The sequence below is a fragment of the Paenarthrobacter nitroguajacolicus genome, assembly GCF_031455195.1.
GTDB lineage: Bacteria > Actinomycetota > Actinomycetes > Actinomycetales > Micrococcaceae > Arthrobacter > Arthrobacter nitroguajacolicus_D.
Map to the genome: position 1 here is coordinate 246,987 of NZ_JAVDSH010000004.1, position 25,134 is coordinate 272,120.

30 protein-coding genes and 1 tRNA gene are annotated in these 25,134 nt (G+C 62.6%); 14 read left to right on the forward strand and 17 right to left on the reverse strand.

What is annotated here, in order from left to right:
• Positions 1-13 precede the first annotated feature (13 nt).
• On the reverse strand, positions 14-1,351 hold the full coding sequence (locus J2Y68_RS10860; RefSeq protein WP_309993189.1) for an MFS transporter: 1,338 nt from the start codon (positions 1,349-1,351) through the stop codon (positions 14-16).
• 203 nt (positions 1,352-1,554) lie between these two features.
• Between J2Y68_RS10860 and J2Y68_RS10865 the strand changes: the two genes are divergently transcribed.
• The 4 genes from J2Y68_RS10865 to J2Y68_RS10880 are packed head-to-tail and all read left to right on the forward strand — an operon-like array spanning position 1,555 to position 5,445.
• Complete coding sequence (locus J2Y68_RS10865) at positions 1,555-2,397, forward strand: sugar phosphate isomerase/epimerase family protein (protein ID WP_309993191.1); 843 nt, start codon at positions 1,555-1,557, stop codon at positions 2,395-2,397.
• Positions 2,398-2,426: 29 nt separating this feature from the next.
• Positions 2,427-3,200: an SDR family NAD(P)-dependent oxidoreductase gene (locus J2Y68_RS10870; protein WP_309993194.1), complete on the forward strand. Its 774-nt coding sequence runs from the start codon at positions 2,427-2,429 to the stop codon at positions 3,198-3,200.
• Between the two features lie 34 nt (positions 3,201-3,234).
• Positions 3,235-4,977 carry a dihydroxyacetone kinase family protein gene (locus tag J2Y68_RS10875; RefSeq protein WP_309993197.1) on the forward strand — a complete coding sequence of 581 codons (1,743 nt, stop codon included), beginning with the start codon at positions 3,235-3,237 and terminating at the stop codon, positions 4,975-4,977.
• A 9-nt stretch (positions 4,978-4,986) separates the two neighbouring features.
• Positions 4,987-5,445, forward strand: coding sequence for a ribose-5-phosphate isomerase (locus J2Y68_RS10880; protein ID WP_309993200.1), 459 nt, complete (start codon positions 4,987-4,989; stop codon positions 5,443-5,445).
• A gap of 62 nt (positions 5,446-5,507) precedes the next feature.
• On the opposite strand, the gene J2Y68_RS10885 is transcribed toward J2Y68_RS10880, so the two are convergent.
• Both J2Y68_RS10885 and dnaB read right to left on the reverse strand, forming a co-directional pair.
• A complete protein-coding gene (locus tag J2Y68_RS10885; RefSeq protein WP_309993202.1) occupies positions 5,508-6,236 on the reverse strand; it encodes a hypothetical protein in 729 nt (242 codons plus the stop codon).
• Positions 6,237-6,332: 96 nt separating this feature from the next.
• Positions 6,333-7,718, reverse strand: coding sequence for a replicative DNA helicase (dnaB, locus tag J2Y68_RS10890; RefSeq protein WP_235518206.1), 1,386 nt, complete (start codon positions 7,716-7,718; stop codon positions 6,333-6,335).
• 594 nt (positions 7,719-8,312) lie between these two features.
• On the opposite strand from dnaB, the gene J2Y68_RS10895 reads away from it, so the two are divergent.
• Together J2Y68_RS10895 and J2Y68_RS10900 are read left to right on the forward strand one after the other, a co-directional pair.
• A complete protein-coding gene (locus tag J2Y68_RS10895; protein ID WP_257370073.1) occupies positions 8,313-8,786 on the forward strand; it encodes a hypothetical protein in 474 nt (157 codons plus the stop codon).
• Between the two features lie 7 nt (positions 8,787-8,793).
• Positions 8,794-9,369 (forward strand): hypothetical protein, encoded by a 576-nt coding sequence (locus tag J2Y68_RS10900; RefSeq protein ID WP_309993205.1) that lies wholly within the window; start codon positions 8,794-8,796, stop codon positions 9,367-9,369.
• A gap of 6 nt (positions 9,370-9,375) precedes the next feature.
• Here J2Y68_RS10900 and J2Y68_RS10905 read toward each other — a convergent pair whose 3' ends face one another.
• From J2Y68_RS10905 to J2Y68_RS10925, 5 genes are all read right to left on the reverse strand, one after another.
• Positions 9,376-9,741 (reverse strand): TFIIB-type zinc ribbon-containing protein, encoded by a 366-nt coding sequence (locus J2Y68_RS10905; RefSeq protein WP_309993208.1) that lies wholly within the window; start codon positions 9,739-9,741, stop codon positions 9,376-9,378.
• An 82-nt stretch (positions 9,742-9,823) separates the two neighbouring features.
• Positions 9,824-10,450 (reverse strand): FMN reductase, encoded by a 627-nt coding sequence (locus J2Y68_RS10910; RefSeq protein ID WP_309993211.1) that lies wholly within the window; start codon positions 10,448-10,450, stop codon positions 9,824-9,826.
• A 92-nt stretch (positions 10,451-10,542) separates the two neighbouring features.
• Entirely contained in the window at positions 10,543-11,505 is a 963-nt protein-coding gene (locus J2Y68_RS10915; RefSeq protein WP_309993213.1) for an alpha/beta hydrolase, read from the reverse strand.
• A gap of 58 nt (positions 11,506-11,563) precedes the next feature.
• A complete protein-coding gene (locus J2Y68_RS10920) occupies positions 11,564-12,643 on the reverse strand; it encodes an alpha/beta hydrolase (protein ID WP_309993216.1) in 1,080 nt (359 codons plus the stop codon).
• A gap of 136 nt (positions 12,644-12,779) precedes the next feature.
• On the reverse strand, positions 12,780-13,052 hold the full coding sequence (locus J2Y68_RS10925; RefSeq protein WP_309993219.1) for a hypothetical protein: 273 nt from the start codon (positions 13,050-13,052) through the stop codon (positions 12,780-12,782).
• Positions 13,053-13,113: 61 nt separating this feature from the next.
• On the opposite strand from J2Y68_RS10925, the gene J2Y68_RS10930 reads away from it, so the two are divergent.
• Positions 13,114-14,364: a CaiB/BaiF CoA transferase family protein gene (locus J2Y68_RS10930; RefSeq protein WP_309993222.1), complete on the forward strand. Its 1,251-nt coding sequence runs from the start codon at positions 13,114-13,116 to the stop codon at positions 14,362-14,364.
• Positions 14,361-15,314 carry a beta/alpha barrel domain-containing protein gene (locus J2Y68_RS10935; protein ID WP_309993224.1) on the forward strand — a complete coding sequence of 318 codons (954 nt, stop codon included), beginning with the start codon at positions 14,361-14,363 and terminating at the stop codon, positions 15,312-15,314. Before J2Y68_RS10930 ends, J2Y68_RS10935 begins: the two co-directional genes overlap by 4 nt.
• Here the strand turns inward: J2Y68_RS10935 and J2Y68_RS10940 are convergent.
• On the reverse strand, positions 15,311-15,760 hold the full coding sequence (locus J2Y68_RS10940) for an SRPBCC family protein (protein WP_309993227.1): 450 nt from the start codon (positions 15,758-15,760) through the stop codon (positions 15,311-15,313). The genes J2Y68_RS10935 and J2Y68_RS10940 overlap by 4 nt on opposite strands.
• Positions 15,761-15,951: 191 nt before the next feature.
• Here J2Y68_RS10940 and J2Y68_RS10945 point away from each other — a divergent pair, with 191 nt between their 5' ends.
• Positions 15,952-16,860 carry a hypothetical protein gene (locus tag J2Y68_RS10945; protein WP_309993229.1) on the forward strand — a complete coding sequence of 303 codons (909 nt, stop codon included), beginning with the start codon at positions 15,952-15,954 and terminating at the stop codon, positions 16,858-16,860.
• Between the two features lie 7 nt (positions 16,861-16,867).
• On the opposite strand, the gene J2Y68_RS10950 is transcribed toward J2Y68_RS10945, so the two are convergent.
• Entirely contained in the window at positions 16,868-17,605 is a 738-nt protein-coding gene (locus tag J2Y68_RS10950) for a GAF and ANTAR domain-containing protein (RefSeq protein ID WP_309993230.1), read from the reverse strand.
• A 56-nt stretch (positions 17,606-17,661) separates the two neighbouring features.
• On the reverse strand, positions 17,662-18,579 hold the full coding sequence (locus J2Y68_RS10955) for a diacylglycerol/lipid kinase family protein (RefSeq protein WP_309993232.1): 918 nt from the start codon (positions 18,577-18,579) through the stop codon (positions 17,662-17,664).
• A 172-nt stretch (positions 18,580-18,751) separates the two neighbouring features.
• Between J2Y68_RS10955 and J2Y68_RS10960 the strand changes: the two genes are divergently transcribed.
• From J2Y68_RS10960 to J2Y68_RS10970, 3 genes are read left to right on the forward strand one after another with little or no spacing between them, the layout of a single operon-like run.
• Positions 18,752-18,961 (forward strand): hypothetical protein, encoded by a 210-nt coding sequence (locus J2Y68_RS10960; RefSeq protein WP_211710201.1) that lies wholly within the window; start codon positions 18,752-18,754, stop codon positions 18,959-18,961.
• A 41-nt stretch (positions 18,962-19,002) separates the two neighbouring features.
• Entirely contained in the window at positions 19,003-19,680 is a 678-nt protein-coding gene (locus J2Y68_RS10965) for an ABC transporter ATP-binding protein (RefSeq protein WP_309993236.1), read from the forward strand.
• Between the two features lie 4 nt (positions 19,681-19,684).
• Positions 19,685-21,214, forward strand: coding sequence for a DUF6297 family protein (locus J2Y68_RS10970; protein WP_309993239.1), 1,530 nt, complete (start codon positions 19,685-19,687; stop codon positions 21,212-21,214).
• An 8-nt stretch (positions 21,215-21,222) separates the two neighbouring features.
• Here J2Y68_RS10970 and J2Y68_RS10975 read toward each other — a convergent pair whose 3' ends face one another.
• Positions 21,223-22,074, reverse strand: a complete 852-nt coding sequence (locus tag J2Y68_RS10975) for a PhzF family phenazine biosynthesis protein (protein ID WP_309993240.1) — start codon at positions 22,072-22,074, stop codon at positions 21,223-21,225.
• A 58-nt stretch (positions 22,075-22,132) separates the two neighbouring features.
• Between J2Y68_RS10975 and J2Y68_RS10980 the strand changes: the two genes are divergently transcribed.
• Positions 22,133-22,555 (forward strand): DUF1801 domain-containing protein, encoded by a 423-nt coding sequence (locus tag J2Y68_RS10980; RefSeq protein ID WP_309993242.1) that lies wholly within the window; start codon positions 22,133-22,135, stop codon positions 22,553-22,555.
• A 77-nt stretch (positions 22,556-22,632) separates the two neighbouring features.
• On the opposite strand, the gene rplI is transcribed toward J2Y68_RS10980, so the two are convergent.
• From rplI to rpsF, 4 genes are all read right to left on the reverse strand, one after another.
• Positions 22,633-23,085 (reverse strand): 50S ribosomal protein L9, encoded by a 453-nt coding sequence (gene rplI, locus J2Y68_RS10985; RefSeq protein ID WP_211710215.1) that lies wholly within the window; start codon positions 23,083-23,085, stop codon positions 22,633-22,635.
• Between the two features lie 18 nt (positions 23,086-23,103).
• Positions 23,104-23,343, reverse strand: a complete 240-nt coding sequence (gene rpsR, locus J2Y68_RS10990) for a 30S ribosomal protein S18 (RefSeq protein WP_003800144.1) — start codon at positions 23,341-23,343, stop codon at positions 23,104-23,106.
• A 128-nt stretch (positions 23,344-23,471) separates the two neighbouring features.
• On the reverse strand, positions 23,472-24,056 hold the full coding sequence (locus J2Y68_RS10995; RefSeq protein ID WP_211710216.1) for a single-stranded DNA-binding protein: 585 nt from the start codon (positions 24,054-24,056) through the stop codon (positions 23,472-23,474).
• Between the two features lie 50 nt (positions 24,057-24,106).
• The gene (rpsF, locus tag J2Y68_RS11000; protein ID WP_011776755.1) at positions 24,107-24,412 is read right to left on the reverse strand and encodes a 30S ribosomal protein S6; all 306 of its coding nucleotides are present in this window, start codon (positions 24,410-24,412) and stop codon (positions 24,107-24,109) included.
• A 230-nt stretch (positions 24,413-24,642) separates the two neighbouring features.
• On the opposite strand from rpsF, the gene J2Y68_RS11005 reads away from it, so the two are divergent.
• Positions 24,643-24,981, forward strand: a complete 339-nt coding sequence (locus J2Y68_RS11005; RefSeq protein ID WP_309993245.1) for a YnfA family protein — start codon at positions 24,643-24,645, stop codon at positions 24,979-24,981.
• Between the two features lie 55 nt (positions 24,982-25,036).
• On the opposite strand, the gene J2Y68_RS11010 is transcribed toward J2Y68_RS11005, so the two are convergent.
• A tRNA-Leu gene (locus J2Y68_RS11010) sits at positions 25,037-25,119 on the reverse strand.
• Between the last annotated feature and the right edge of the window lie 15 nt (positions 25,120-25,134).

A 25,134-nucleotide genomic window follows, 5' to 3' on the forward strand; every position in this document is an offset into this window, starting at 1 on the left:
CGTCGAGTGGTGCTTAGGCGTTTACCGTCTGGGGTGTTTTGCTGGCGGCTTCTTTGGCGAGCTCACGCTCGCGCTTGCCCCAGGTTTCCCGGGTGATCAGTGCTGCCCACAGTCCGATGGCTGCGTAGACGCTGAACAAGAGGGCCGGGCCCATCCAGCCCATGCTGACGAACAGCAAGGTGGTGATGAAGGGCGTGAAGCCGGAGACCATGGCCGAGATCTGGTAGGACAGCGACGCCCCGGAGGAACGGGTCTTGGCTTGGAAGAGCTCCGGGAACCACGCACCCTGGGCGCCGGCGAGGGAGTTCTGGCAGACGGCGTAGGCAACCACGATCGTGGCGATGATCAGGAAGAACAGTCCGGTGTTGACCAGCATGAACATGGGGATACCAAAGACGACTGCAAACGCCGTGGACCAGATGTAGACAGGGCGGCGGCCTACTTTGTCGGTGAGCTTGCCCCAGTAGTAGGTAGCGAAGATGCCTATGCCTGCCGCGATGCAGAGGGCCACCAGGGTCTCGGTCTTGTCCGCCAGCTTGTTGGTGTGAAGGTAGGAAATCATGTACGTCACGGACACGGCGTAGCCGGCAGTTTCAGCGATGCGAAGGCCGATGCCGCGGACGATGTTGCGCCAGTCGGTCTTGATGACCTCGATGATGGGGGACTTCACGATGTCGCCCTTGGACTTGACGTCCTCGAAGACCGGGGACTCCGGAACCTTTGAACGGATGATGAGGCCGACGGCAACCAGCACGATGCTGGCCAGGAACGGCACACGCCATGCCCACTCACTGCCGAGCCCCACGCTGCTGAGGAACACCAGGTTGGCGAGCAGGAGGCCAACGGGGAAGCCGGCCTGAACAATGCCCGTGAATTGGCCCTTCTTGCGCCACGGTGCGTGTTCGTAGCTCATCAGGATCGCTCCACCCCATTCAGCGCCGAAGGCCAGGCCTTGGATGACCCGGACCAGGACAAGGAGTGCCGGAGCCAGGAGGCCCACCTGTTGGTAGGTGGGCAGGAGGCCGATTGCGAAAGTGGCCAGGCCCATCAGGATGAGCGACGCGACCAACACAGGCTTGCGGCCCAGCTTGTCGCCCAAGTGGCCGCCAATGATGCCGCCCAACGGACGGGCAGCGAAGCCGACGCCGAGGGTCGCGAAGGAGGCCAGGGTGCCGGTCACCGGGTCGGCGCCCGGGAAGAACGCTGTACCGAAGTACAGTGCAGCGGCGGTGCCGAAACCGATGAAATCGTAGGTTTCGATGACTGCGCCAACGCCGGAACCGACGGCGACGCGCTTTGCTTCCTTGGTTCCATGAACCGGACCACGCATGGTCAGAGCTTCGTTGCTCATAGGTGTCTTTCCCTTTCAAGAGTGGGGCGCTCCTACGCAACCTCACTGTCGACAGTCAACATAATACGTCAACTGTGACGTAGCGCACCAGTAATGTCAACAGTCAACTCCTAAGGTTGACTGTTGACAGTTAGCGGACATAAAGTGGTCTCCATCACTAAGGCGCCTCGCCGATGAGGCCCTGGCTTAGGGGATCAACGACGATGTTTCATCACAGACTGGGCTGTTCGTCCATCAGCTTCCGGCACCAGGACCTGGCAACCGCCCTGCACACCATGAGCGGCCTCGGTTTCGAGGAGATCGACCTCGGCGCGCTCCCGGGCGTTTGCGACCATGTGCCTCACGTACTGGACGCCGAGGCAGTGGAGGCGGCGGCCGCCGTCGTCAACGCCTCGGGCCTGCGCGTCCGCTCGGTCAACGGCGACGTCGGTGACCTGAACGCAACGCTCGACGCCGGTGCCCAGGAGGCGCGCGAACATCACCTCGAGATGCTGCTCACCCTTGCGGCCAAGACCGGCGCGAAGGCGCTGGTCCTGCCCTGTGGTGCGATCGACCATGAGCCGCTGCGGATCCTGGAAGAAGACATCGACGTTGTTGCAGCCCAACTGATCCATGCCTCAGTTCGAGCCAAAGAGTTCGGCGTTGGGCTCTGGACCGAATCCCTGCACTACTACCGGCTGTGCTGGAACACTGAACGCGCGCAGCTGCTGGCCAACCGCCTGGCCGGGTCCGACGTCGGAATCGTCATGGATTTCAGCCACATCGTCGCCTCCGGCGGCGACCCAGTGGACTTCGTTTCCCGGTTCCGCGACCGGATCCAGCACGTTCACCTGCGGGATGCCATCCCAGCCACGGACAACGAGCAGGGGAACATCAACCTCAGCATCGGCAACGGCAACGCCGACTTCGCCGCGGGGCTCGCATCACTCAGGGACTTTGGCTACACCGGCCACTTCTCGTTGGAACTCGAAACCCGGGACGTCACCCATGACGAACGCCCGGCGGCAGCCGCCAAGGCAGCCAGCTTCATTACAGACCTCATCTAATCCGCGTCACCTCATATTCAAGGAGCACCATGACCACCATCCAGCGCACCGCCGTCCTCACCGGAGCAACCTCCGATCGCGGCATCGGCCTGACGACTGCCCGCCGCTACGCAACCCAGGGCTGGGGCATCGTCATCCTGGACCTCGACGGCGAGAAGTCCGCCAAGGTTGCCGCCGAGATCGCCAACGAATTCAACGTTCCGGCGTTCGGCTACGAAATCGACGTCGCCAACGAGGCATCCGTCACCGCAGCCCAGGCCGCCGTTGCCGCGGAAGTTACCGCCGGAAACCTCCCGCCCGTTGGCGCCCTGGCAAACATCGCCGGCATCACCTCCCCCGTTCCGTTCCTGGAAACCACGCTTGAACTGTGGCACAAGGTCATGGACGTCAATGCCACCGGCACCTACCTGGTCACCAAGGCCTTCCTTCCGGACATGATCGCCAACGGCTGGGGCCGCATCGTGAACATGTCCTCGGTCTCCGCCCAGCGCGGCGGCGGCGTCTTCGGCAAGGTCCCCTACTCCGCAGCCAAGGCAGCCATCCTCGGCTTCACCAAGGCACTCGCCCGCGAAATCGGTGAGACCGGCGTGACCGTCAACGCCATCACCCCCGGCGCCGTGGACACCAACATCCGCGTGGGCAGCACTGAAGAGCAGGAAGCCGCCATCAACGCCGGCATCCCGCTGGGTCGCAACGCCACCACCGAGGAAGTGGCCGCCGTCATCACGTTCCTCTCCTCCGAGGAATCCGCCTACCTGACCGGCACCACCATCGACATCAACGGCGGCAGCCACATCCACTGATTCGAGCTGCTCGAAGGAAAATCCAGGACCCACGATGACCAGAATCTTCAACGACCCCGCCGACTTCGCTGACGAAGCCCTCGCAGGTTTCTGTGACGCACACTCAGACCTTGTCCGCCAAGTGGAAGGCGGCGCAGTCCGCCGCAACCGCCCGGCAACTCCCAAGGTCGCCATCATTACCGGCGGTGGTTCCGGACACTACCCGGCCTTCGCCGGCATCATCGGGCCGGGCTTCGCTGACGGTGCCGTGGTGGGCAACATCTTCACCTCGCCCTCCTCGCAGCAGGCCTACTCGGTGGCGAAAGCCGCCAACTCCGGAGCCGGCGTGGTGTTCACCTACGGCAACTACGCCGGCGATGTCATGAACTTCGGCATGGCCAGCGAGCGCCTGACCGCCGAGGGAATCCCGACGGAAAACGTGCTGGTCACCGATGACATTGCCAGCGCTTCACCCGCTGAAGCGGAGAAGCGGCGCGGTATTGCGGGGGACTTCGTAGTCTTCAAGGTCATGGGGGCTGCAGCCGAAGCTGGCTTGGATCTGGACACCGTGGTTCGTCTGGGGCGCAAGGCCAACCGCCTCACAAAGACCATCGGCACGGCATTCAGCGGCTGCACGTTCCCTGGGGCAGACCAGCCCTTGTTCAGCCTTCCCGAGGGACAGATGGGCTTGGGCCTGGGGATCCACGGCGAGCCGGGACTTTTCGATACCGAGCTGCCGTCCGCCGTCGAACTTGGCCGGGAACTGGTGCGTCGTGTGCTGGCCGAAACTCCGGCGGCTGGTTCAACGCGGCTGGCCGTGATCCTCAATGGATTGGGTTCCACCAAACACGAGGAATTGTTTGTGCTCTGGCGCACTGTCGCTCCCCTGCTGCGCGAGGCCGGCTACACGCTGGTGATGCCGGAAGTGGGCGAGCTGGTGACCAGCCTGGACATGGCCGGGGCTTCGCTGACGCTGACGTGGCTGGATGAGGAACTTGAGCACTATTGGACCGCACCGGCGCTGACTCCTGCCTACCGACGCGGGGCGGCGGGGTTCTACGTCGCTTCCTCTGACACCGCGGAAGCCGAGACATACGCTGCTGCCGCCGCCGACTATTCCTCCACAGCTGATTCCCGCGCCTACGCTGCCCATTGCCTTCTGGCCTTGGACACGACGGCCGTCCTGCTCGGAAATTCCGAAAGGTTACTGGGCGACATGGATGCCATCGCCGGCGACGGCGACCACGGCCGCGGCATGGTCCGCGGATCCGCAGCAGCTCTCGACGCTGCCACCGCCGCCTTCGAACGCGGCGCAGGTGCCGGCTCCCTGCTGGCCGCGGCCGGAGACGCCTGGGCAGACAAAGCCGGCGGAACATCGGGCGTCCTCTGGGGCGCCGGACTGCGCGCCTTTGGTGAGCAAATAGGAGACACGGAAACCCCGACGCCGGACGTCCTCGCCCAGTCTGTTCGGGCTTTCGCAGACCGCATCGCAAGCCTTGGCAAGGCCGAAATCGGTGACAAGACCATGATGGACGCACTGCTTCCGTTCGCGTCCTCGCTGGAAGACCGCATTTCTTCAGGCGCTGCCGCGGAAGACGCCTGGGCAGCCGCGGCAGCGGATGCTACCACCGCCGCGGCATCGACGGCGGCACTTCGTCCGCTGAAGGGCCGCGCCCGTCCGCTGGCCGAGAAGAGCATCGGTACGCCGGACCCAGGGGCTACGTCGCTCGCCATGGTATTCACCGCCGTCGGGCCGCACTTCACCTCCGCTCCCGTACCCGCTGCAGCAACCAACTAGGAGAATCACATGCGCATCATTGTGGGTGCCGACGAAGCCGGCGTCGATTACAAAGACAGGATCCTCGCCGATCTTCAGGCCGACTCCCGGATCACTGAAGTGATCGACATCGGAGTGAACCGCGCTGACGAGGACTTCGCCAGGCCCTACCCGTACGTGGGCATCGCCGCTGGCGAGATGATCCGGGACGGCAAGGCGGACCGGGCCATCCTGTTCTGCGGTACGGGAATCGGTGTGGCAATCGCCGCCAACAAGGTTCCGGGCATCAGGGCCACAGCTGCCCATGACCCGTTTTCCGTGGAGCGCTCCATCCTGTCCAACGACTGCCAGGTCCTCACCATGGGCCAGCGCGTTGTGGGCATGGAACTCGCCCGGCGCCTGGCCAGGGAGTGGATAGGCTACGCGTTCGATCCTTCGTCCGGGTCAGCAGAGAAGGTCAAGGTACTCAGCGACTTCGAGGGCTGCTGACAGCCACCAAAAAGGGCCGTACCGGTGAGAATACCCCTCACCGGTACGGCCCTTGGCTGTAGTTACTTGATCAGCGCTGCGGCTTGGTCCATGAGGGCGCCGGCGGCTTCCGGGCCGCCGGAAGCGGCATCATTGCTGGACGCCGTGGCAAAGATCAGGATGCCGTCCTTGATTGCATGGGCACTGTAGATGGCTCCTGCCTTCCCATCCGGCATGACCATCAGGGTTTTCATCGCCACCGTCCCGGGCACGTTGCCGACGCCGTCAATCTTTTCGGTAGTCAGCGTCATAGTGTCCCCCTCCGCGGAGAGCGTCACCTTCTTGCAAGCTTCTATTTGCGACTCACTCTTGTCCAAGCTCGCTTGCAGCTTTCCTGCCTCGACGCCGGAGGTCAATGCCAAGCTGGTGATGAAGGCACCGGTTTTGGACCTTGTAGTGCCTGCGGACGTGGCGCCATCGATGGGCTCGTACACTCCGAGGGTGCCCAGGTTCGCACACTCTGACGGTTCGATGGTTGCCTTCTTCAGCACCAGAACGGGTTCATACTGCGCTGCCAGCTCTTGTCCGGAAACTACCGCCCGGCTAGTGCCATCGGCTTCCTTGACCTGGCCGGCCAACCCGACGAGCTCTTCATTTGTGTACTGCTTAGCAGGTGTAGGCGTCGCAGCAGCAGTCTCGCTTGCCTGGGCCGACGCTGATTCCTGTGAGGCCGCAGTGGAACCACCGCACGCGGTGAGGGTCAAAAGGACCAGTGCCGATGCCCCGAATCCGAGCAACGAAATTTTCTTCATGTGTTTCCCCAATAATTTCAGTGACGCGCCCGCAGACGCGGACCTCACCCACACTACTGTTTACGCACAGCCGCCATGGACAGGCAACCCAGTTGGCTAGAAGCCTCCGCCACCGCCGGCATCGCCCGCCATGTTCGCGAAGCGCGAGTAGTGGCCCTGGAAAGCGACAACGATGTCCTTGGTAGGACCGTTACGGTGCTTGGCGATGAGGATGTCAGCTTCGCCGGCCCTGGGTGATTCTTTGTCGTAGACGTCTTCACGGTGCAACAGGATGACCATATCGGCGTCCTGCTCGATGGAGCCGGATTCACGAAGGTCGGACACCATAGGGCGCTTATCCTGTCGCTGCTCGGAACCACGGTTCAGCTGCGAGAGCGCAATAACGGGAACCTGCAGTTCCTTGGCCAGGAGCTTGAGTGCACGCGAGAACTCGGAAACTTCCTGCTGGCGGGATTCCACCTTCTTGCCGGAGCTCATGAGCTGGAGGTAGTCAAGGATCACGAGCTTGAGGTCGTGCTGCTGCTTGAGGCGGCGGCATTTGGCCCGGATCTCCATGAGCGACATGTTGGGGCTGTCATCGATGAACAGCGGCGCATCATTCATGCGGCCCATGGTGGTGGCGATCTTGGACCATTGCTCGTCCTTGATGGTGCCCTTGCGGAGATCCTGCAGGCCGATGGTGGCTTCCGCGGAGAGAAGGCGCATGGCGATCTCATTCCGACCCATTTCCAGGGAGAACATGACCGTGGCCAGGTTGTTCTTGATCGCGGCGGAACGGGCAAAGTCCAGGGCGAACGTGGACTTACCCACTGCGGGACGCGCAGCGATAACGATCATCTGGCCGGGGTGGAGGCCATGGGTCAACTCGTCCAACTCGTAGAAACCGGTGGGAACACCGGTCATGCCTTCGCCTCGGTGACCCGAGGCCTCGATCTCGTCCACGGTGGATTCCATGACGTCCTTCAACGCCACGTAATCCTCGGCCGTACGCTTTTCCGCAACAGCGTAGACCTCTGCCTGGGCCTGGTTGACCAAGTCTTCCACTTCGCCATCCTGGCCGTAGCCCATCTGTACGATCTTGGTACCGGCATTAACCAAGCGGCGAAGGACTGCACGCTCGGCGACGATCTCAGCGTAATAGCCGGCGTTCGCCGCGGTGGGGACGGTTTGGATGAGCTCATGGAGGTAGGCAGGACCGCCGATCCGGTTGATCTCGCCCCGCTTGGTCAGTTCATCCGAAACGGTGACGGCGTCGGCCGGTTCGCCACGACCGTAGAGGTCAATGATGGACTCATAGATGGTCTCGTGGGCGGGACGGTAGAAGTCATGCCCGCGGACGATTTCCACGACATCCGCGATCGCGTCCTTGGACAGCATCATGCCGCCGAGGACCGACTGTTCAGCCGGGATGTCCTGCGGTGGTTTCCGGCTCGAGTCTGAAGCGCGTGTGCCCTCGATTGAGTCCAAGTGCGTAACTGACAAAGCCGTCCTCCATTTGTGTACCGCTGCAGGTGTGCAATCCCGGCGGCCCGTAAAGCGCGGTATGCGGGTAGGGATCCCGCCGGTTACCCCTGACCATGTCAGGGACGTCCGACAAAATAGCGTTCCGTATCCACAAGTTATCCACAGCCGGTTCCGCAGGGGCGCCCTCGATAGTTCGTGAGTACGAAGTTTGGGAATGCCGACAGGGGATAAATGTGCCCAAAATGGACACTTCAGACACGTTACAGCAGGTGCCGGAACGCCCCTGTGGATAACCTGTGGAATAGCACCGCCACGTTGTGCACAGACTGTGGGTTACTCTGTGGATAGAGAAATTCTTTCGACGGAAACCAGGCTCTGACCTGCGGAAACGTTCAAAAAAGGCTGTGGACGGAAGAAAGATTTGGCACAAAATCATCCACAGACAATCGGCCGCGTCGAGCCCATCCGGCAGCGAAAGGGCCCTAAACATGCCAAAAATGTGATGCATCTTACAGCTCGGCCTTCAATTTGACAGAGCCCTCTCAGAAGCTTATGCCCGAAATGGAATGTGCTGTGGATAACCAACTTCTGGCATAAGCTCTAGACATGGGGATGAACTTTGGTGACGTGCTGACGATTGTCCTCCCACTACTTATCCTGGTGGGCCTGCTCTGGGCCTTGACTGCGGCCTTCAAACCCCGCGATACCGGGCTCTCGGACGCTGAGAGGTATCAGCGCGAACTGGCCGCCCGCTCGGCTGCGCACCAAGCTTCCCAGGTGCAGGCTGCACTGGCTCTGCGGGCCCGCATCGAGGCGACAACAAAGCCGAGTCAGAACGAGGCCCAGCAGAGCCAGCAAACGGAACAGAACCGGTCAGCCCTCCAGGCCCAAGCTGCCCGATCCCACGCGGCCGGCCAGACGGGACACCAGCCCGCGGTACTTCCCAATGGACAACTGAACCCGCAGCTTGCTTTCGAGCTGCAGAATTTGGTCCGCAGCGGGAAGAAGATCGAGGCCATCAAAGTCTTGCGCCAAGCTACCCACTCAGACCTGCTCACCGCCAAGAACTACGTAGATCGGCTCTGACAACGCCATGGATTCCATCCTCATCCCGCTTCTGATCCTCATAGCGGTCATTGCGGGCGTACTCCTGCTTATTCGCTCGTTCACCAAGCGCTCCGCCGAGTCCAGGGCGGACGCAGCAGGGTCGAAGCCGCCCAAGGACCCGGTGGAATTGGCCAGGGAATCCGCCGCCAAGCTCAACCAGGAGCAGCACCGGCAGCTCTACTCGCTCATCGCGCGGGGACAAGGCATGGCAGCCATCAAGCTCTACCTCCAGGCGACCGGCGAGGGCCTGCGCGCGTCGCGTGACGCGGTGGGCGCCCTGGCTGCGCACCCCCAGCCGTTCACGCCGGAGGCTCCCGCCAAGGACCTGCTGGCGGACGACGATGACGAGCCGGAGCGTTTCCCCTACCGGTACCGCGCCATCGTCAGCAAAGGCGAGGTGACCCGGGAAGTGAGCAGCAACATGCTCAACGACGAGATTTACGGACGGATCCGGACGCTCGCAAAAAGCGGTGATGTTGAGGGCGCTGCCGTCGCTTTGACGCGCCACTCAGACATCACCATCAAACAGGCCCGCGAGTTCATAGAACTGTTGGACGACTAGCAAACCCTAGAAGTCGAACAGGTCCCCCAGGAAACCTTCTTTTTTCTTGCGCTTGCGCCCATAGCCATCGCGATCGTAGCCATCTCGCCGGTCTCCATCACGGCGGTCATAGTCTCCACGGCCGTCACGCCTGTCCCGGTCGTCGTACCGTGGCTGCTGCGAACGGGACTCGAAAGGGTTGTAGAGGGGCGGCGGGGCAATGGGAGGTTGGGACGGAGCAGCTGCCGGTCGCGTGGCGGGTCCGGAGTCGGCCGCCACGCGATCGATGATCTTGTCCAGTTCCCCGCGGTCCAGCCACACTCCCCTGCATTGGGGGCAGTAGTCGATCTCGACGCCGCTTCGTTCGCTCATCACCAGGTCAATGGAATCCACAGGACATTTCATGTTTGCCCCAACGTTCGGCGGAACGGAATAGTTCGGATCCACCAAGGCCAGATCGGCCCGCTTGTTCGGGTTACCTGCCCGCTGAGATCCCGGCCAGGAGCTGTTCAAAAGGCAGCGACTCCAGAACCGGAGCCTTACGCCCGGGCTGGGGACCGCTCAACAGCTGCACGAGTTCACCCGCGGCCTTGTCCACGCGCGCCGAGAGGGGCGAGCCGCCGTCGTCGGTGTTTCCCCAGTCCTGAGGCCCCGCGAAGACGCCGGTGGCCGCAATCCTGGTACGCAGGTAGCTGAACAAGGGGCGCATGGCGTAATCAAGGACCATCTGGTGGCGGTCGGTGCCGCCAGTGGCACCCAGAAGTACGGCCTTGCCGTCCAACGACTTCGGGTCAAGAACGTCGATGAACGACTTGAACAGTCCGCTGTAGGAGGCGCTGAAGACCGGGCTGACGGCAATGATGGCGTCGGAATTCTCGACGCCGGCAATCACCTCAGCGAGGCGTGGCGCAGCATAGCCGGTGACAAAGTTGTTGGCGATGTCCACGGCGAGGTCGCGCAGTTCAACCACGTCGATCTTCGCGTCGTATCCTGCCGCCCGCAGCTGACGCTCGGCGGAGGCGGCCAGTTGATCGGCCAGCAGACGGCTCGACGACGGGACACCAAGTCCGGCGGAAAGGACGGTGATGCGGCGGGTTTCCATGGCATTCTCCTGTTGCTCGTTCATTCAGTTTACATGCATTTGCATCTACATCAATGAACGGGGGCGCGTCCGGAAGTATTCCCGTGGTTCGACTACTTCGCCCCGAGCCCTGCCAGGAACGCCGTGGTGGCGGACGATATCTGCTTTTGGGCTACATCCCGGGCCACCGTCGGCTCACCATCGCCGGGCTGTGGGCCGTAGTCCCCGAAGTAGGCATGGTTACCACCCTGCACCGCCAGGAATGCAGCGTCGGAGGGAAGCAATTGACGGGATGCGTCGATCTTCCCCGGCGTACTCAGTCCGTCCTCTGTCCCGGATATGGAAAGCACCTTCAGGCCCGCACGATCCTGCATCGAGTCAAGGGGATAGGAGGCGTACAACAGCAGGCCGTCAACATCCTGGTTCGCCAACGCGAAAGAGCTCGCACTGACTCCCCCCAGCGAATGACCCCCTACCGTCCATGTGGAGATTTCCGGATGGTCCGACATGGCGCCCCTGGCCTGGTTGCCGTCGAGCAGGCTGAGATTCAGGGGCGTCTTCAGGATGACCACCAGGAATCCGGCATCCACTGCAGGCGTGAGGATATCCGCATAGGCCCGGGCCTCCACCTTCGCACCCGGATAGAAGACCAGGCCCTCCGTAGCTTGCTCTCCGTCCGGCAACATGGTGATCGCCGTCGGGGATTCGACCACGGAAATTTCCGCTATGGGACCCGCGTTGGCCGCGCCCGCCTGATAGGTGAAGGGGTTGAGCCAGGCCAGGATTGCCACCAGCACCAGGACGGCGACCCTCCCCAACCATGCCCCGACAGCACGAAGAGTGGAGCGGCGCAGGCGCACATTGCGCCCTCGCCAGAGCAGGGCGGCCCAAAGAAGTCCGACGACGGCGGCAGTCACCAATACCGCTGGCAGCAGCGGGTGGCCACGCAGGACAGCCGGGTTCCCGATCAGCATTACTGCGGGCACCGATATCAGGGCTGCCGCGCAAAGCCAGGAGGCCCAGAAGAGGGCAGTGCGGCGAGTGGTGACTTCTGAGTGAGCCGAACGTAGAACCATACCTCAAGGATAGTTCCATGATGGAGATAATTTTGGACATGGCGGCCAGCCGCCGGACCTACTGCTTCCTGGCGGCGTTCGTGGACAGGAAATCGAGCAGCTTTTCGCGGGCCTCCCGGGCCTCGGCAAAGTTCAGATGGAACTGGTACTCATGGGGAAGTTCTGGCTGATGGTCAGCGGGCCAGAACAGCTCCGTCACCGGAACGCCGGCATCTTTCAAACGATTGCTGTACGGAACCGACTGAAGCCACGTCAGGCCGTCTCCGTTTCCGCCACTGATGAACGTCGGTGGAAAGTCGCTCTGGACAAAGTCGATTGTGGACATGGTGGCACCTGCATAGGTTGCGGACCAGTCCTTGGTGCCGGTGTAGGCCCAGAGGGAGGTCTTGAAGCCCCAGGCAACAATGCCGTTCAAATCTGCCATCGCCCGGAGATCGTAGACACCACAGTGCAGGATGGTTGCGGCCAGGTCCGATTTCTGCAGGGCCGGCTGAATTCCCAGAAGGTTGGCGTACTTGGGATTCACAGTGAGCGTTGTCATTTGGCTGGCCAACTGTGCGCCGGCGGAGTCCCCCGCCAGGACGATGCGGCCCGGGTCCACGTTCAGCTCCGCTGCGTGCGCCTTGATGTAGGCGAGCGCTTCGTTGATGTCACGAACGGCTGTGGGATAAGTCGCCTCAGGCGCGATCGGGTAACTCAAGCCGATGGTGGTGTAGCCCTCTGCCGCCAGAATTCGAAGGTAGGGCTCAACGTCCCTCTGCGCGCCGGAGATCCAGGCACCTCCGTGGATCCACACGATGGTCGGAAGCGCTGCGGCAGTCCCGGCAGGACTAAAGGCATCAAAGGTGGATCCGGGTTTGTAGACGATACCTGTTTGGGCCTGCAGCGGAGTATCGGGAACGTACGGGGTCATCTCGTCGATGGTGGACTGCGCACCGCGTTCAAAGACGCTTCGAATCAACATCGCCGACGGCCAGGGCGTTGCCGATAGCGCCAAAAGCACAACCAGCAGCACGAGGATCGCCAGGTCCAGTTTCCTCAGGCGCAACGAGCGCTTTCGGGGTGCGCGCGGACCAGTACCCGTTCCTGTTGCTACACGCTCCCCCGCGCTGGCCTGGATCGATTCCAACGGTCCCATCACACACTCCCCCGGTCGGTGCACCTGTGGACCATGCTAAGGGCAAAGTCCGGCGCACGCGGGGGAACCGGCGCGCGTCCACGTCAGGCCAGCGGCCGTGCCGCTCCGAGCAGGACTCCTTCGCCGCCGTCGAACGTCACTGAATGGAATCGGGGCCCGCGGGCGCAGCTCCCTCAGCAGAATCCCATTGGTGTGTCTTGGCCCAGCCCACCACGGCCGGCGTACCTTCCCTCGGAGTGCACTGGGCCATCCCTGCTACCAGAACCAAGCGGGCAGGGTCTGCAATCGCGGCCGAGATGCTGGAGGAGAAGTTCCCTTTGCCCGCACCGTCAAGGCGACCGGCGGCAAGATCGATCTCGACAATCCCGGGCACATCGGCTTCGACGGCGGTGCGGATCACGACAGTCATGTTTCCAGCCTAGTTGCGGCGAAATCTTGAAGTACGAGCCCAAGATCATAGTCTGGGAGGCATGACACAGGAAGCAATCGCCCCGCTGGACGGCGTCCGGGTCCTTGAGCTCGGAAATTACATAGCCGCCCCCACCGCCGGCAGGCTGCTGGCCGATTTCGGCGCGGAAGTCATCAAGGTGGAGCGCCCGGGGACCGGCGATGAGCTCCGCAACTGGCGCCTCCACAAGGGCACCACGTCCATGCTGTACCGCACGTTGAACCGCAACAAGAAGTCCGTGGTCCTGGACCTGCGAACTGAGGCGGGAAGGCAGGCCGTGCTGGAGCTCGTCGCCCACTCCGACATACTGCTGGAAAACTTTCGGCCCGGCACCTTGGAAAGGTGGGGCCTAGGGCCGGAGGTCCTCAACGAGGCCAACCCGGACCTCATCGTCACGCGCATCTCTGCCTTCGGGCAGACGGGGCCGCTGTCCGGGCGGCCCGGTTTTGCCGCCGTCGCCGAAGCCTACGGCGGGTTCCGAAACCTGGTGGGCGACCCGGACCGGGCACCAGTGCGGGTGGGTGTTTCCATTGGTGACTCGATCGCCGGCCTTTATGCCGCCTTCGGCTCCGTGATGAGCCTGTACCAGCGTGAAGCACGACGCCGGGACGCGGCTGGTGCGGTTCCGCTCGCCGAACGCATCATCGACGTCGCGTTGAATGAGGCAATGTTCTCCATGATGGAGTCACTGATCCCGGACTACCAGGCCTACGGCGTGGACCGGCAACGCGTCGGTGGCCGCATGGAAGGTATTGCCCCCTCTAATGCCTATGTGTGCGGGGACGGGGCGAGCATCGTGGTGGCGGGAAATGGCGACTCGATTTTCCAGCGGTACATGCACACCATTGGGCGGCCCGACCTTGCCGAGGATCCCGGGCTGCAGTCCAATGCAGGCCGCTGGGCCAAACGTGAAGAGTTGGACCAGGCCATCGGTGAGTGGGCCTCGACCTTGGGCGCTCCGGAGGCCCTTGCCGTCCTTGAGGCCGCCGGAGTCCCGGCCGGACCTATCTATACGGCGGCGGACATCAGCACGGACGGCCAGTACGCGGCCCGAAACATGATCCAAAAGTTCGACGTCTCTACGGGCGAGGAAGTCCTCCCGGATGTGGGTTTCCCGGGCATTGTTCCCGTGATCGGCGAGCAGTCCTTGCCCATCCGGAACCTTGGGCCGGATCTTGGCGAAAACACGCAGGAAATCCTCGGCGGCCTCTTGAACATGGACGCGGCCCAGATCAGTGCGGCTTCAGGAACCGAGGAGGTACACCTGCCATGAACGGCATCGACAATCCGCTCTCCAGCACCCTCGGTAACGCGATCCTGAGGGATGTGACGCTGCGCGACGGACTCCAACTCACCGGTAAAATCCTGCCGACGGAACGAAAGATCGAAACGGTCCGCGAGCTGCTGCGCCTGGGCGTACCAGCGATCGAGCTGGGTTCAATGGCCCGGGCCGACCTGGTACCCACCATGGCCAACACGCTTGAAGTGGTCCAGGCACTGACTGCGGACGAACTGGAAAGATGCTGGATCTGGGTGGCGACGCCGGGCCATGTCGCAAAGGCCTCGGCCGCGGGGGCACGGAATTTCCAGTACTGCCTGTCGGCCTCAGATTCCCATAACAAGGCCAACATCGGCCGGACCACCGACCAAAGCCTGGATGCGTTGCCGGAAGCTGTTGAACTCGCACAATCGGTGGGTGGAAAAATTCAGTTGTGCATCGCAACGTCTTTTACGTGTCCGTTCGAGGGCTATGTTCCGGAGGAACGCGTCCTGTCGATCGCAAATGATCCGCGGGCGGCGGGCACCACGGACATCGTCATCTGCGACACCTTGGGCCAAGCAGTTCCGGCCCAGGTCTCCCAGCTGATCACCCGGGTCCGCAACGAGTCTCCGGCCCGTCGGATCGTCTACCACGGCCACGACACCTGGGGGCTGGGCGTGGCTAACACCCTGGCAGCGATCCAAGCCGGCGCCGCGATGGTGGACGGTGCCCTCGGCGGTCTGGGAGGCTGCCCGTTTGCTCCAGGCGCCAGCGGCAACACCTCCAGCGAGGACATTCTGTTCGCCACCCGGCCTGGCTGGTTGAATCCGGAAGTCTTCGGCGCACTGGTGCACCTGTCCGGTAAGTTGCTGGAGGAGCTGGGTGAACCCAACCGCTCCAAGGCAGCACAGGGTGCCCACTCCAAGGCTGCGGCCTTTGAGTGGGTGATGCCCGTTCTTTAGCCGTTTCCTCCAGCCCCACCAACGGCCATCAGACCGAGTCGCTTGAGGGTTTCACGGTTCCGAACGCCGATTATGGGATCCCGTAATGCCTTAGGCACGAACTTTCCGGGGCCACGGACGGCGTCTTCGGAAATGGAGACCCGGCACTGGGCGCTTCCCATGGACTCCAAAGTGAGGAGCACTTCCGCCTCACCCATGGGCCAGCCCCTCGCCAGGAGCTTGAGTTCCCGCTTGGGCTCCATGCCGGTGACGCTGGTGCTGTCATCGATGAGGAACGGCCAGGCCCCCACGGAGTGGTGGAGCCGGGCACCTACCTGCGGCCACTGATCGTCCACAGCACGGATCCGCGATGCGCCCACTACCCAGCCGGAGTAAAGCCATCCGTCGGCGATCACGCCCCAAACGCGGTCAGCCGATGAGTCGAGTACCTCGGTCACTGTTGACATCTGTAGCCCTTCCACGCATTGTCCGGCACCATCGGTGACCACAAGCTAAGCATGCTTACTGTCTGCCTGCCAGCGACCGCGCAATTATGGCGAGGGCTTGCTGGCCTTACCTTCCAGCCAGAGCGTGGATGCCGCCGACATGGGGCGCTGGAGAGGGTGTCGAGCTGTTTCCAACCGCCTACACTGGCAGCATGCGCGGAGAGCTGGCGGTGCGGGCTTCGGCTTCCGTCGTGGCCTTCTTCTGTGCCATCCCCCTCCTGGCGGGGTGTACCGGGCCTGGCGCCACCGCGCCAGCCGTTGAGACGCCCTCCAGCGCAGCCAAGCAACAACCCATCACCGTCGAGGTCAACCAGTCCAGGGACCAGTACGGTAAGCAGGCCATCCAGATCCAACTGACCAACACCTCCGATGCGGCACTGACCGTGAGCAGCGCCCAACTGGACTCACCGCTCTTCCAGGAAGACATCGTGTGGAGGCCGTCGGAAGGCGGGCTGGTCCTGCCGCCCAACCAGCCCAAGAGCGTTCCCACGGCCCTGCCCGCGCCGGCATGCGATACACCAAAAGGTGCCACCACGGATCTCAAAGCCAAAATCGACTACGCAGAAGCCGGCAAGGACCCGGGGCAACAAACTTCCAATGCTTCCGACCCCTTTGGTGTCCTCCCCAGGAACGCCGGCGAGCTATGCCTCGCAGCCCAAGCAGCCGACGTCGCCACCATGGTCCTGGACCCGAAACTGGAGGTTGCCGCTGACGGCGGCACCGCCGTCGTGCGTCTTCTGATCACGCCAGCGGCCGACGGCGGTTCCCATCGGACGCTGACCATCCAGGGCATCGACGGCACAACCCTGCTGGCCGAAGCCGACAACCAGCCGTGGCCGCGGGACGTAAAAATCAGGCAAGGCACTGCGCCCATGGAACTCGCATTGGGAATCCGTCCGGCACGCTGCGATCCACACGCCGTGGCGGAGGACAAAGTAGGGACGCTGCTGCCGCTCAGGATAACCGTGGGTGACCGCGGAGGCCTGCTGAAGGTCGCGGCGTCAATTGACCTGCGGGGCCGCATCTACGACTTCGTCACTGCTGCGTGCGGTGACGGATAACGCGGATTCAGTCGTCGAAATGGGCCACGACATCCGGCTGCCCGGAAATACGGTCCACCATCGACTGCGCAACGGAATGGAGTTTTTGGTTGCGATCGCTCGAAGCCCGGCGCAGTACCTCGAATGCCTCACCCTGGGTGCATCGGTTTTGGGCCATGATCATTCCGCAGGCAAGATCTATGACTGTCCTGGTGTCCATGGCGGCTTTTAGATCGTCCCCGCGCTGATCGGCGGCCGCAATCCTGATGGCCAGCCGCATTGCTTTACTCGACATCTCCACGAAAAGGACAGCATCGGCAATTCTCTCCTCTGTGAAGACCCCGGGGGTAGGAGAGAAGAAATTCAACACAGCGGCCGAATCCGGGCCCAAGGTCATGGGGACGCCCAGAGCACTTTTGATCCCTGCCGCGTCCAGCGCGCTCCGATACTCCGGCCAGCGCGGATCGGAATCAACATCTCCCAGAAGGACCGGCACACCACTGTCCAGTGCGTCGACACACGGCCCCGAACCCAAGGACTGTTCAATCCGGTCCAACATCAGGGCACGTTCGCTACTGCCTCCGATCGTGGCAGTCCGTTTACGGCGCCTCAGTGTCACGGCACACTCAATATGCGCGGCGCACACCCTGGTCATCATGCCTGCGGCGAAGCCGGTCAGTCCGTCCAGGAACGCCTTGACGTCCTCGGTCCCGGCAATGAGGTCGACCAACCGCTCGAATTCTCCCGCCCAGTCTCCTTCACCCATGACCTCAATCTAGAGAACCCCGCCGCTTGCCACAACAGTCCGGCTGGAATGCTTGGCTAGCCGATGATCGGGAGCGCTAATGGCGCGCTTTCCACCTTGACTGTGACGTTCGCTTCCACCCTTTTGACTTCGCCATCCATCTGGTAAGGCAACGGCTTGAGCGTGGTGAATTCGTAGCTGCTAACGCTCGGCTGATCCCCCAACCCCTGGGTGGTGGCGCGCAACGCGGTCAGCAGGACACGCCACTTGGGCATGTGCGGAAACACGATGACCTCGAACTTGCCGTCCTTTGGCAGGTTGTCCGCTTCGCTCAGTGTGGCGTACTTGGCCATCTCCGGAATGTTGGCGAAGACGAGGCTGTCGAATTTATGGCGCTTCCCATCCTCCAGGCGGATTGCGAAAGGCTCGAATTTGGAGAAAGTCTGGATTACCGTGACCATTTCCTTGAGCGCGCCCTTGCTGCCTTTTTCCAGTTCGGTGGCCACAACCGGGGTCAGGCCAAATCCGATATAGGAGTGCGCATATTCCAGGGGTTCATGGTCTTTTTGGCCCGTGTGGATCCGGAGAAGGTCGATCGAGTGGACCCGACCCTCGGCAATGGCCTCTTCCAAGGGTTTTGAGGCGGTAATCCGGCTATGGTCGTTGGCATTACCTGCAGCCCTCACGGCACAAACGGCCCGCGGGTTGCCGGCCTGCATGACACCGTTCACCACCTCGTTGTATCCGCCGTCGCCACTCACGGAAACCACAAGGACGTCCCCTCCCTTCGCCGCTGCTTCGCGCGCCAAATCAACTGCGTGGCCTGCATGCTCCGTGGGCTGGAGGATGATCTCGGGCTGGTATGTGAGGAGACTCTTTAACTTGTCGTGCAGCTGCTGCGCCAACTCAGGCGCGTCCCCCGTGCTGTTGGGATTGAAAATAATGACGATCGACTCAAAGGTCCGGGCAGAATCCACGATGCGCTCCTGATTCATTGCGAGGTCCCTTACTGGCGGCTTTTTTCCTCGGAGTTCCCATAGTATTCGCAAACGCGGTGGGGTTTCGGATGGAGCGCGAACGTGAAAGCATGAAACATGTCCGCAGAAGCCGGGTACACGACAATCAGCCTGACGCAGTCCGGTGCTGTGTCAGCGGTGGGGGGCCTGAATGCAAGACTCGCGGGAAACAGCGCGAACACTTGTCCTGGATCATGAAATTACCCTTGAGGATTTATGGGCCTGGTACTGGGCCAACGGCGGAAACGCGAGGCAGTGGGACTTTGACGCCTACCTGTTTGGAATCGAAGAGCGTGATCCTTTCGAATTAAAGATTCTCGCCTGGGCCATGGAAGATCTTGAGGCACGGTCACTTCTGTGACATAGCAAAACCGGACCAGAGACCCCCGGTAGGGTTACACCATGGGGACGGTTCTTGAGGTTGAAAGCTTGAGCGTGGGCTATGCCGGGGATCCAGTGTGTGGCGAGGTTACTGCGTCCGTGGCGGCCGGAGAGGTGCTGGGGATCGTAGGCGTCAACGGCGCCGGGAAGTCCACGGTAGCGCGCACCATCGCCGGGCGGCAGTCCCCCCTGGCAGGAGACGTCAAAGTCAATGGCCTCCTGATTGATCCGGACGCCGTCCCGTTCCGACGGCAGGTTTCGGCTGTTTTCGATGACGACCTCTTCTTTCCCTCCCTCACAGTCCGGGAGCACTTGCTCCTGATCGCCCGCGGGCACTCGCTGGAGAACCCCGAGACGAAGGTCGAGGAGGAACTGGAGTTCTTCGGCCTCCTGGGACGGGCCCACGCGATACCCGACGCCTTGTCTTCGGGCCAGCGGCGACGACTTCTCCTCGCCGCTGGATTGATCCGACCGTCGTCGCTCCTGATCCTGGACGAACCCGAACAACGGCTCGATCCGCAGATGCGCGTCGCAGTGGGTGCGCGCATCGCGGAGCACGCCGATCACGGTGGAGCGGTGGTCCTTGTCACCCATGATCCCCAACTGCTGCTCGCTATTGCTTCCACCTGCCTGGTCATTGATGAGGTAGTCCGGGAACTCGCCCCGGAGCACGGCGCTTCGATCATTTCCGGATCCTGACGCGATGAGCACGGGCACCTCCCGGCATGACCGGCTAATGACGGCCGACATCGTGCGGTTCACGCGCCGGTCCGCCCGACGTTACAGACGCAGCCAATCCTCCTGGAGCGACCGCTTCGTGGATGCCTACAGTTGGGGCCTGGGCATTGGCGTTTCCCTGACCATCGCGGCCTCGTTCGTCCTTGCGTTGCGCAACGAGATTGCCAGTAGGGCCTCGACCTCGGGCAGCATCATCCGGAAACAGTGGCTTGTCCTACCTGAACCTGTCCTGTGGACCTGCCTGACGTTCGTTGTCCTGCTCGCCGTGGGCAACCTCGCCAGGAAGCTTGGCCCCTTGGCGGTCAATGGGCCAGAGAGCTCTTGGTGGCTCCCCCTTCCGCTGGACCGCCGGCCCATGGTCCTGCCTCCATTCCTCCGAAAGGTGGCGCTTACCGCCGCTGGATCCGTGATCGCCTACGTGCCGTTCAGCATGGTGACAGCCGTTGACCGGGGCCCTTTGGAGCACGTTTGCGCTGCCCTCACCTTCGGGGCAGCTGCTGTCATCGCAGTGGTCCTGGCGGCCGCCCAGCAGCTCGGTTTGCTGGGTCGATGGACCGGTCGCATGGTCACCGCGGTAATACTTGCCGCGTGCTCGGCCGCCACCTTGACCTCGTCCTCTCCATGGCCAACGGCGTTCGCCGCCGTCGTCGCCGTCGGACTCCTGGCCGTGGTGGGGACGCGCGGCGGTGAGGTGCCCGGTGAGGAGCTGGTGCGCGGCGGTGCCGTCGCCGGGCACGCCGGCGCATCACTGTTCATGATGGATTCCAACGAGGTACTGCGTGCGCTTGGTGCCGGACGGAAAAAGGTCGACGGCGGACGTGCGGCCGGGTTCTACACTAGCCCGCCGCGTAGCCCGCTCGGGGCGCTGATCCGGGCCGATATTGTGGCTTTCCTCAGGTTGAACCCGCCACTTGTCCCACCGATCATGTGGCTTGCAGGCAGCATTGCGATACTCCTGGTGGAGGGCGGGCTTCCCGAGTTCGTCCAACTGGCCGTGCTGGTCATCGCCGGATGCGCCACGGCTTCGGGCATGGGCACGGTGGCGCGCAGGACGGCCATGGTCCCGGAAATCGACGCGCTGTTGCCGATCCACGCGGCAATGGTGTGGACCAGCCGGATGCTCATGCCGTGCGCGGCGATGGCCGTGTGGATGGGCACGCTGAGCGGAGTCCTGGTTTTCCTCGGTGCAGCCGATCCAGCGTTGATCGGAGTGGGCGCCATGGCAGGAATGGGCATGGGAGCAGGAAGTATCCGCGCGGCGATCCGGACCCAGCCCGACTGGTCCGCGCCACCGGTCGAGACCCCCTTTGGTCCAGTCCCCCGCGCCCAGCTGGGATCCCTGCTCCGCGGTCTGGACGTGACCATCCTGGCCATGATTCCGCTCATGGTGGCTTTGTACCTCGGGTACGTGCCGCCACTCGTGGCTGTGGTTCAGCTGGTGTTCAGTGCCGGCATAGTCCTGGTGGTTGCCCTATCCCGCCCCAAGCACGCCTGAACGACTCACTAAAGGAGCACGGTGCCCTGGATGCACGTGGCCGAGGCCCCGCCAACCCAAATTTCGCCGTCTTCGGCCTTGACGTGGATACGTCCGGCGCGACCCAACGCAGTGCCCTGAGCCGCCATGTACTCGTTCGGTGCGCGCCCACTGCCGATCAACCATTGGGCTGCACCCGCGTTGAAACTGCCGGTCACAGGGTCCTCGGTCATCGCGTCGCGGGCGATAAAAGTCCGGACTTCAAAATCGACGTCGGAATCCCCCTCATGCGGGCCGATCACGCCCACCTTCAAGTCACCCATTGCTACGAGGTCGGGCTCGATTCCCAATACCTGCCCGGCCGATTCCAGGAGCACACCGATCCACGCCGGGCCGTTGACGAGCCACGACGTATCCAGCAGCGCTTCCTCTGGAAGCCGCAGGCCGGCGGCAAGCTGCGCGCGAACCTCGTCCGATACCGGCTCAAAGCGCGTCAGCGGCGGCGCGGCAAAAGCCAACCGTCCGGCGTCGTGCTTCACCCGGACCAAACCAGCCCCACACTCCTGGACCACCACGCCGTCCGTCTTGGGCACTCCCCCGGCTTGGAGCCAGGTATGCGCGGATCCCAGGGTGGGGTGCCCGGCAAAGGGGAACTCCTCGCTACCCGTGAAGATCCGCACCTTGTAGTCGGCAGCGGGGTCGCTGGGCGGCAGGAGGAACGTGGTCTCGGAAAGATTGGTCCAGTTGGCGAAGTGCTGCATGGTCTCACCGCTGAGCCCTTCCGCATCCACGACGACGGCGAGGGGGTTGCCGAGGTAAGGCCGGTCGGAGAAGACGTCGACTTGATGGAACGGTCGGTTACGGGGAGCTTCGGAAGTCACTGGTGCAGGCTATCACCAGGTACTGGCTGGCCCACGCCACGTCTGGGAGACTACGGGAATGGCAGAGAACAAGACACAGCCCACGGAGGTCTCCGTGGAAGATTTCCTGGCATCGGTGGAGCATCCCCAGCGCCGGAAGGACGGCTTGGAGCTCCTGGACATGATGCGCCGGGCCACGGGCCAGGAAGCGGTGATGTGGGGGCCAACGATCGTAGGTTTCGGCAGCTACCACTACAAGTACAGCAGCGGCCGCGAAGGTGACGCTGCCGCTGTTGGGTTTTCTCCGCGCAAAGCGAACCTGGTGCTGTACGGACTCACGGACGGACCCGATGCCGACCGCCTACTTCCGGAACTCGGAAAGCACAAGACCAGTACCGCGTGCCTGTACATCAACAAGCTGGGTGACGTGGACCGCGGTGTCCTCGCCGAGATGATCCGCAGTGGGTACCACCACACCATGACGGAAGTCCACACCCCGTAAACCCCTCCGAGGTTTTGGGGAACAGAAAACCCCCACCTCCGGAAACCGGAAGCGGGGGCCTTCTTTGTAGTCAGGGACTACTTGCTGGCTACGACCTCGAGGTCGATGACAGCGGAAACGTCCTCGTGCAGGCGAACGTTGGCCTGGTACGAACCGACAGACTTGATGTGGTTCGGCAGTTCAACGTTGCGCTTGTCGATGGAGCCGAGGCCAGCGGCCTCAACAGCAGCAGCGACATCAGCAGGCTTGACGGTGCCGAAGAGACGACCGGACTCGCCGGCCTTCACCTCGAGCTTGACCTTCTTGGAGGACAGTGCCTGAGCCTGGGCCTGTGCAGCTTCAACGGAAGCGTGCGCACGAGCAGCGCGTGCAGCCTTGATGGACTCAACCTGCTTCTCGCCACCCTTGGACCAGGTCAGGGCGAAGCCGCGGGGCAGCAGGAAGTTACGTGCGTAACCGTCCTTGACCTCGACAACGTCGCCAGCAGCACCGAGACCGGTTACTTCGTGGGTCAGAATGAGCTTTGCCATGTTAGTTAATCCCTTCCCTTAGCCGCGGCCAGCGCCGGAGTAAGGCAGCAGAGCAACTTCGCGGGCGTTCTTGATTGCCTGGGCGATCTTGCGCTGTTCCTGAACGGTAACGCCAGTGACGCGACGAGCGCGGATCTTTCCGCGGTCGGAGATGAACTTGCGCAGCAGTGCTACGTCCTTGTAGTCGATGACAGTGATGTCAGCGGCCTTCAAGGGGTTGGACTTTGGTTTGGGCTTACGGAGTTCAGCCTTAGCCATCGTGGAGCTCCTTTTCTATGGAGCCCGTGGATATTGATCCACGGGATGGTGGTGTTCGACGGCGGTGATCGCCAAGGTGCCTTTCGGCAGTCCCGGTGAGCGACCGGCGTCGGACGTTTATGTGATGTTTAGAAGGGAGGTTCGGAATCCGGGCCGTTGCCCCAACCGCCGCCTGCATTGCTGACCCCGGGCGTGGCCCAAGGATCATCCTGCTGTGCGGGCTGGTTGTTGCCGCCCCAGTTTCCACCGGAGTTGCCACCACCCTGGTTTCCACCAGGAGCGCCACCTCCAAAGCCACCGGAATTACCGGCGTTACCGCCACCGAAGCCACCCTGGCCACCGCCGGAGCGCTGGGTACGGTTGACTTTGGCGTTGGCGTAACGCAGGCTGGGGCCGATTTCGTCGACCTCAAGCTCGATAACGGTGCGCTTTTCGCCTTCTTTGGTTTCGTAAGAACGGCTCTTCAAACGGCCGGAAACGATGACGCGCATACCCTTGGTCAGGGATTCGGCCACGTTCTCGGCTGCTTCGCGCCATACCGATGCGCGGAGGAACAGGGTTTCCCCGTCCTTCCACTCATTGGACTGGCGGTCAAAGGTCCGGGGAGTAGAAGCGATGGTGAAGTTCGCTACTGCTGAGCCAGACGGGGTGAACCGCAGCTCGGGGTCATTGGTGAGATTACCGATGACCGTAATAGTGGTTTCGCCTGCCATCTACTGCCTCCTTGTTCGTTCCTGCGGGGTAAAGATCTGAAAGGGGCTGATTACTCAGCAACAACCTTCTGGTCTTCAGGGCGGATGATCTTGGTGCGCATGATCGTCTCGTTGAGAGACAGCTGGCGATCAAGTTCCTTGGCGGTAGCCGGAGCAGCGGTGAAGTTCACCACGGCGTAGATACCTTCGGACTTCTTCTTGATGTCGTACGCCAGACGGCGACGGCCCCAGATGTCTACCTTTTCGATGGTTCCACCATCGGTGGTGATGACATTGAGGAACTTCTGAAGCGACGACTCTACGGTACGCTCTTCGACCTCGGGGTCGATGATTACCATCAATTCGTAAGGACGCATATGTGAACCCACCTCCTTTGGGCTAAGCGGTTACGGTATTTCCGTAACAGGAGGTTCATTTGCGATGCCGTGCCAGCTCCCCACCGAAAATTCCGGGGGAGGGCGTAACACAGACTTCAATATCTTAGTGCATCTCCTGCGCTCAAAGCTATTCGGCGGCATCCTCACCGGGAACCGTGAAGCTGCGCTATGTGGATAACACCGGTCCATAGGCAGTGAATACTGGATCCATGACCGTCCTGAAGCCGATTGTCCTCTTCGTTTTGGCCGCCGTCGCAGAGATCGGCGGAGCCTGGCTGATCTGGCAGGCCGTTCGTGAAGGACGGGCTTGGTGGTGGGCCGGACTGGGGATCATTGCCCTGGGAATCTACGGCTTCTTCGCGGCGTTTCAACCGGACGCCCACTTCGGCCGGGTCCTTGCCGCGTACGGCGGCGTGTTCATCGCCGGCTCTCTCGCGTGGGGCATATTGGTCGACGGCTTCCGACCCGACCGCTGGGATGTCATCGGCGCCGCGATCTGCCTTGTGGGGGTGGGCGTGATCATGTTCGCACCCCGGCCGGGCGCGTAGGTGCAAGCCGGCACGGAACGACGAAACCCCCGGTCCGAAGACCGGGGGTTCATTGTGCGCGGAGGGGGACTTGAACCCCCACCCCCTTTCGAGGACTAGCACCTCAAGCTAGCGCGTCTGCCATTCCGCCACCCGCGCAAGGTGATCAGGAGA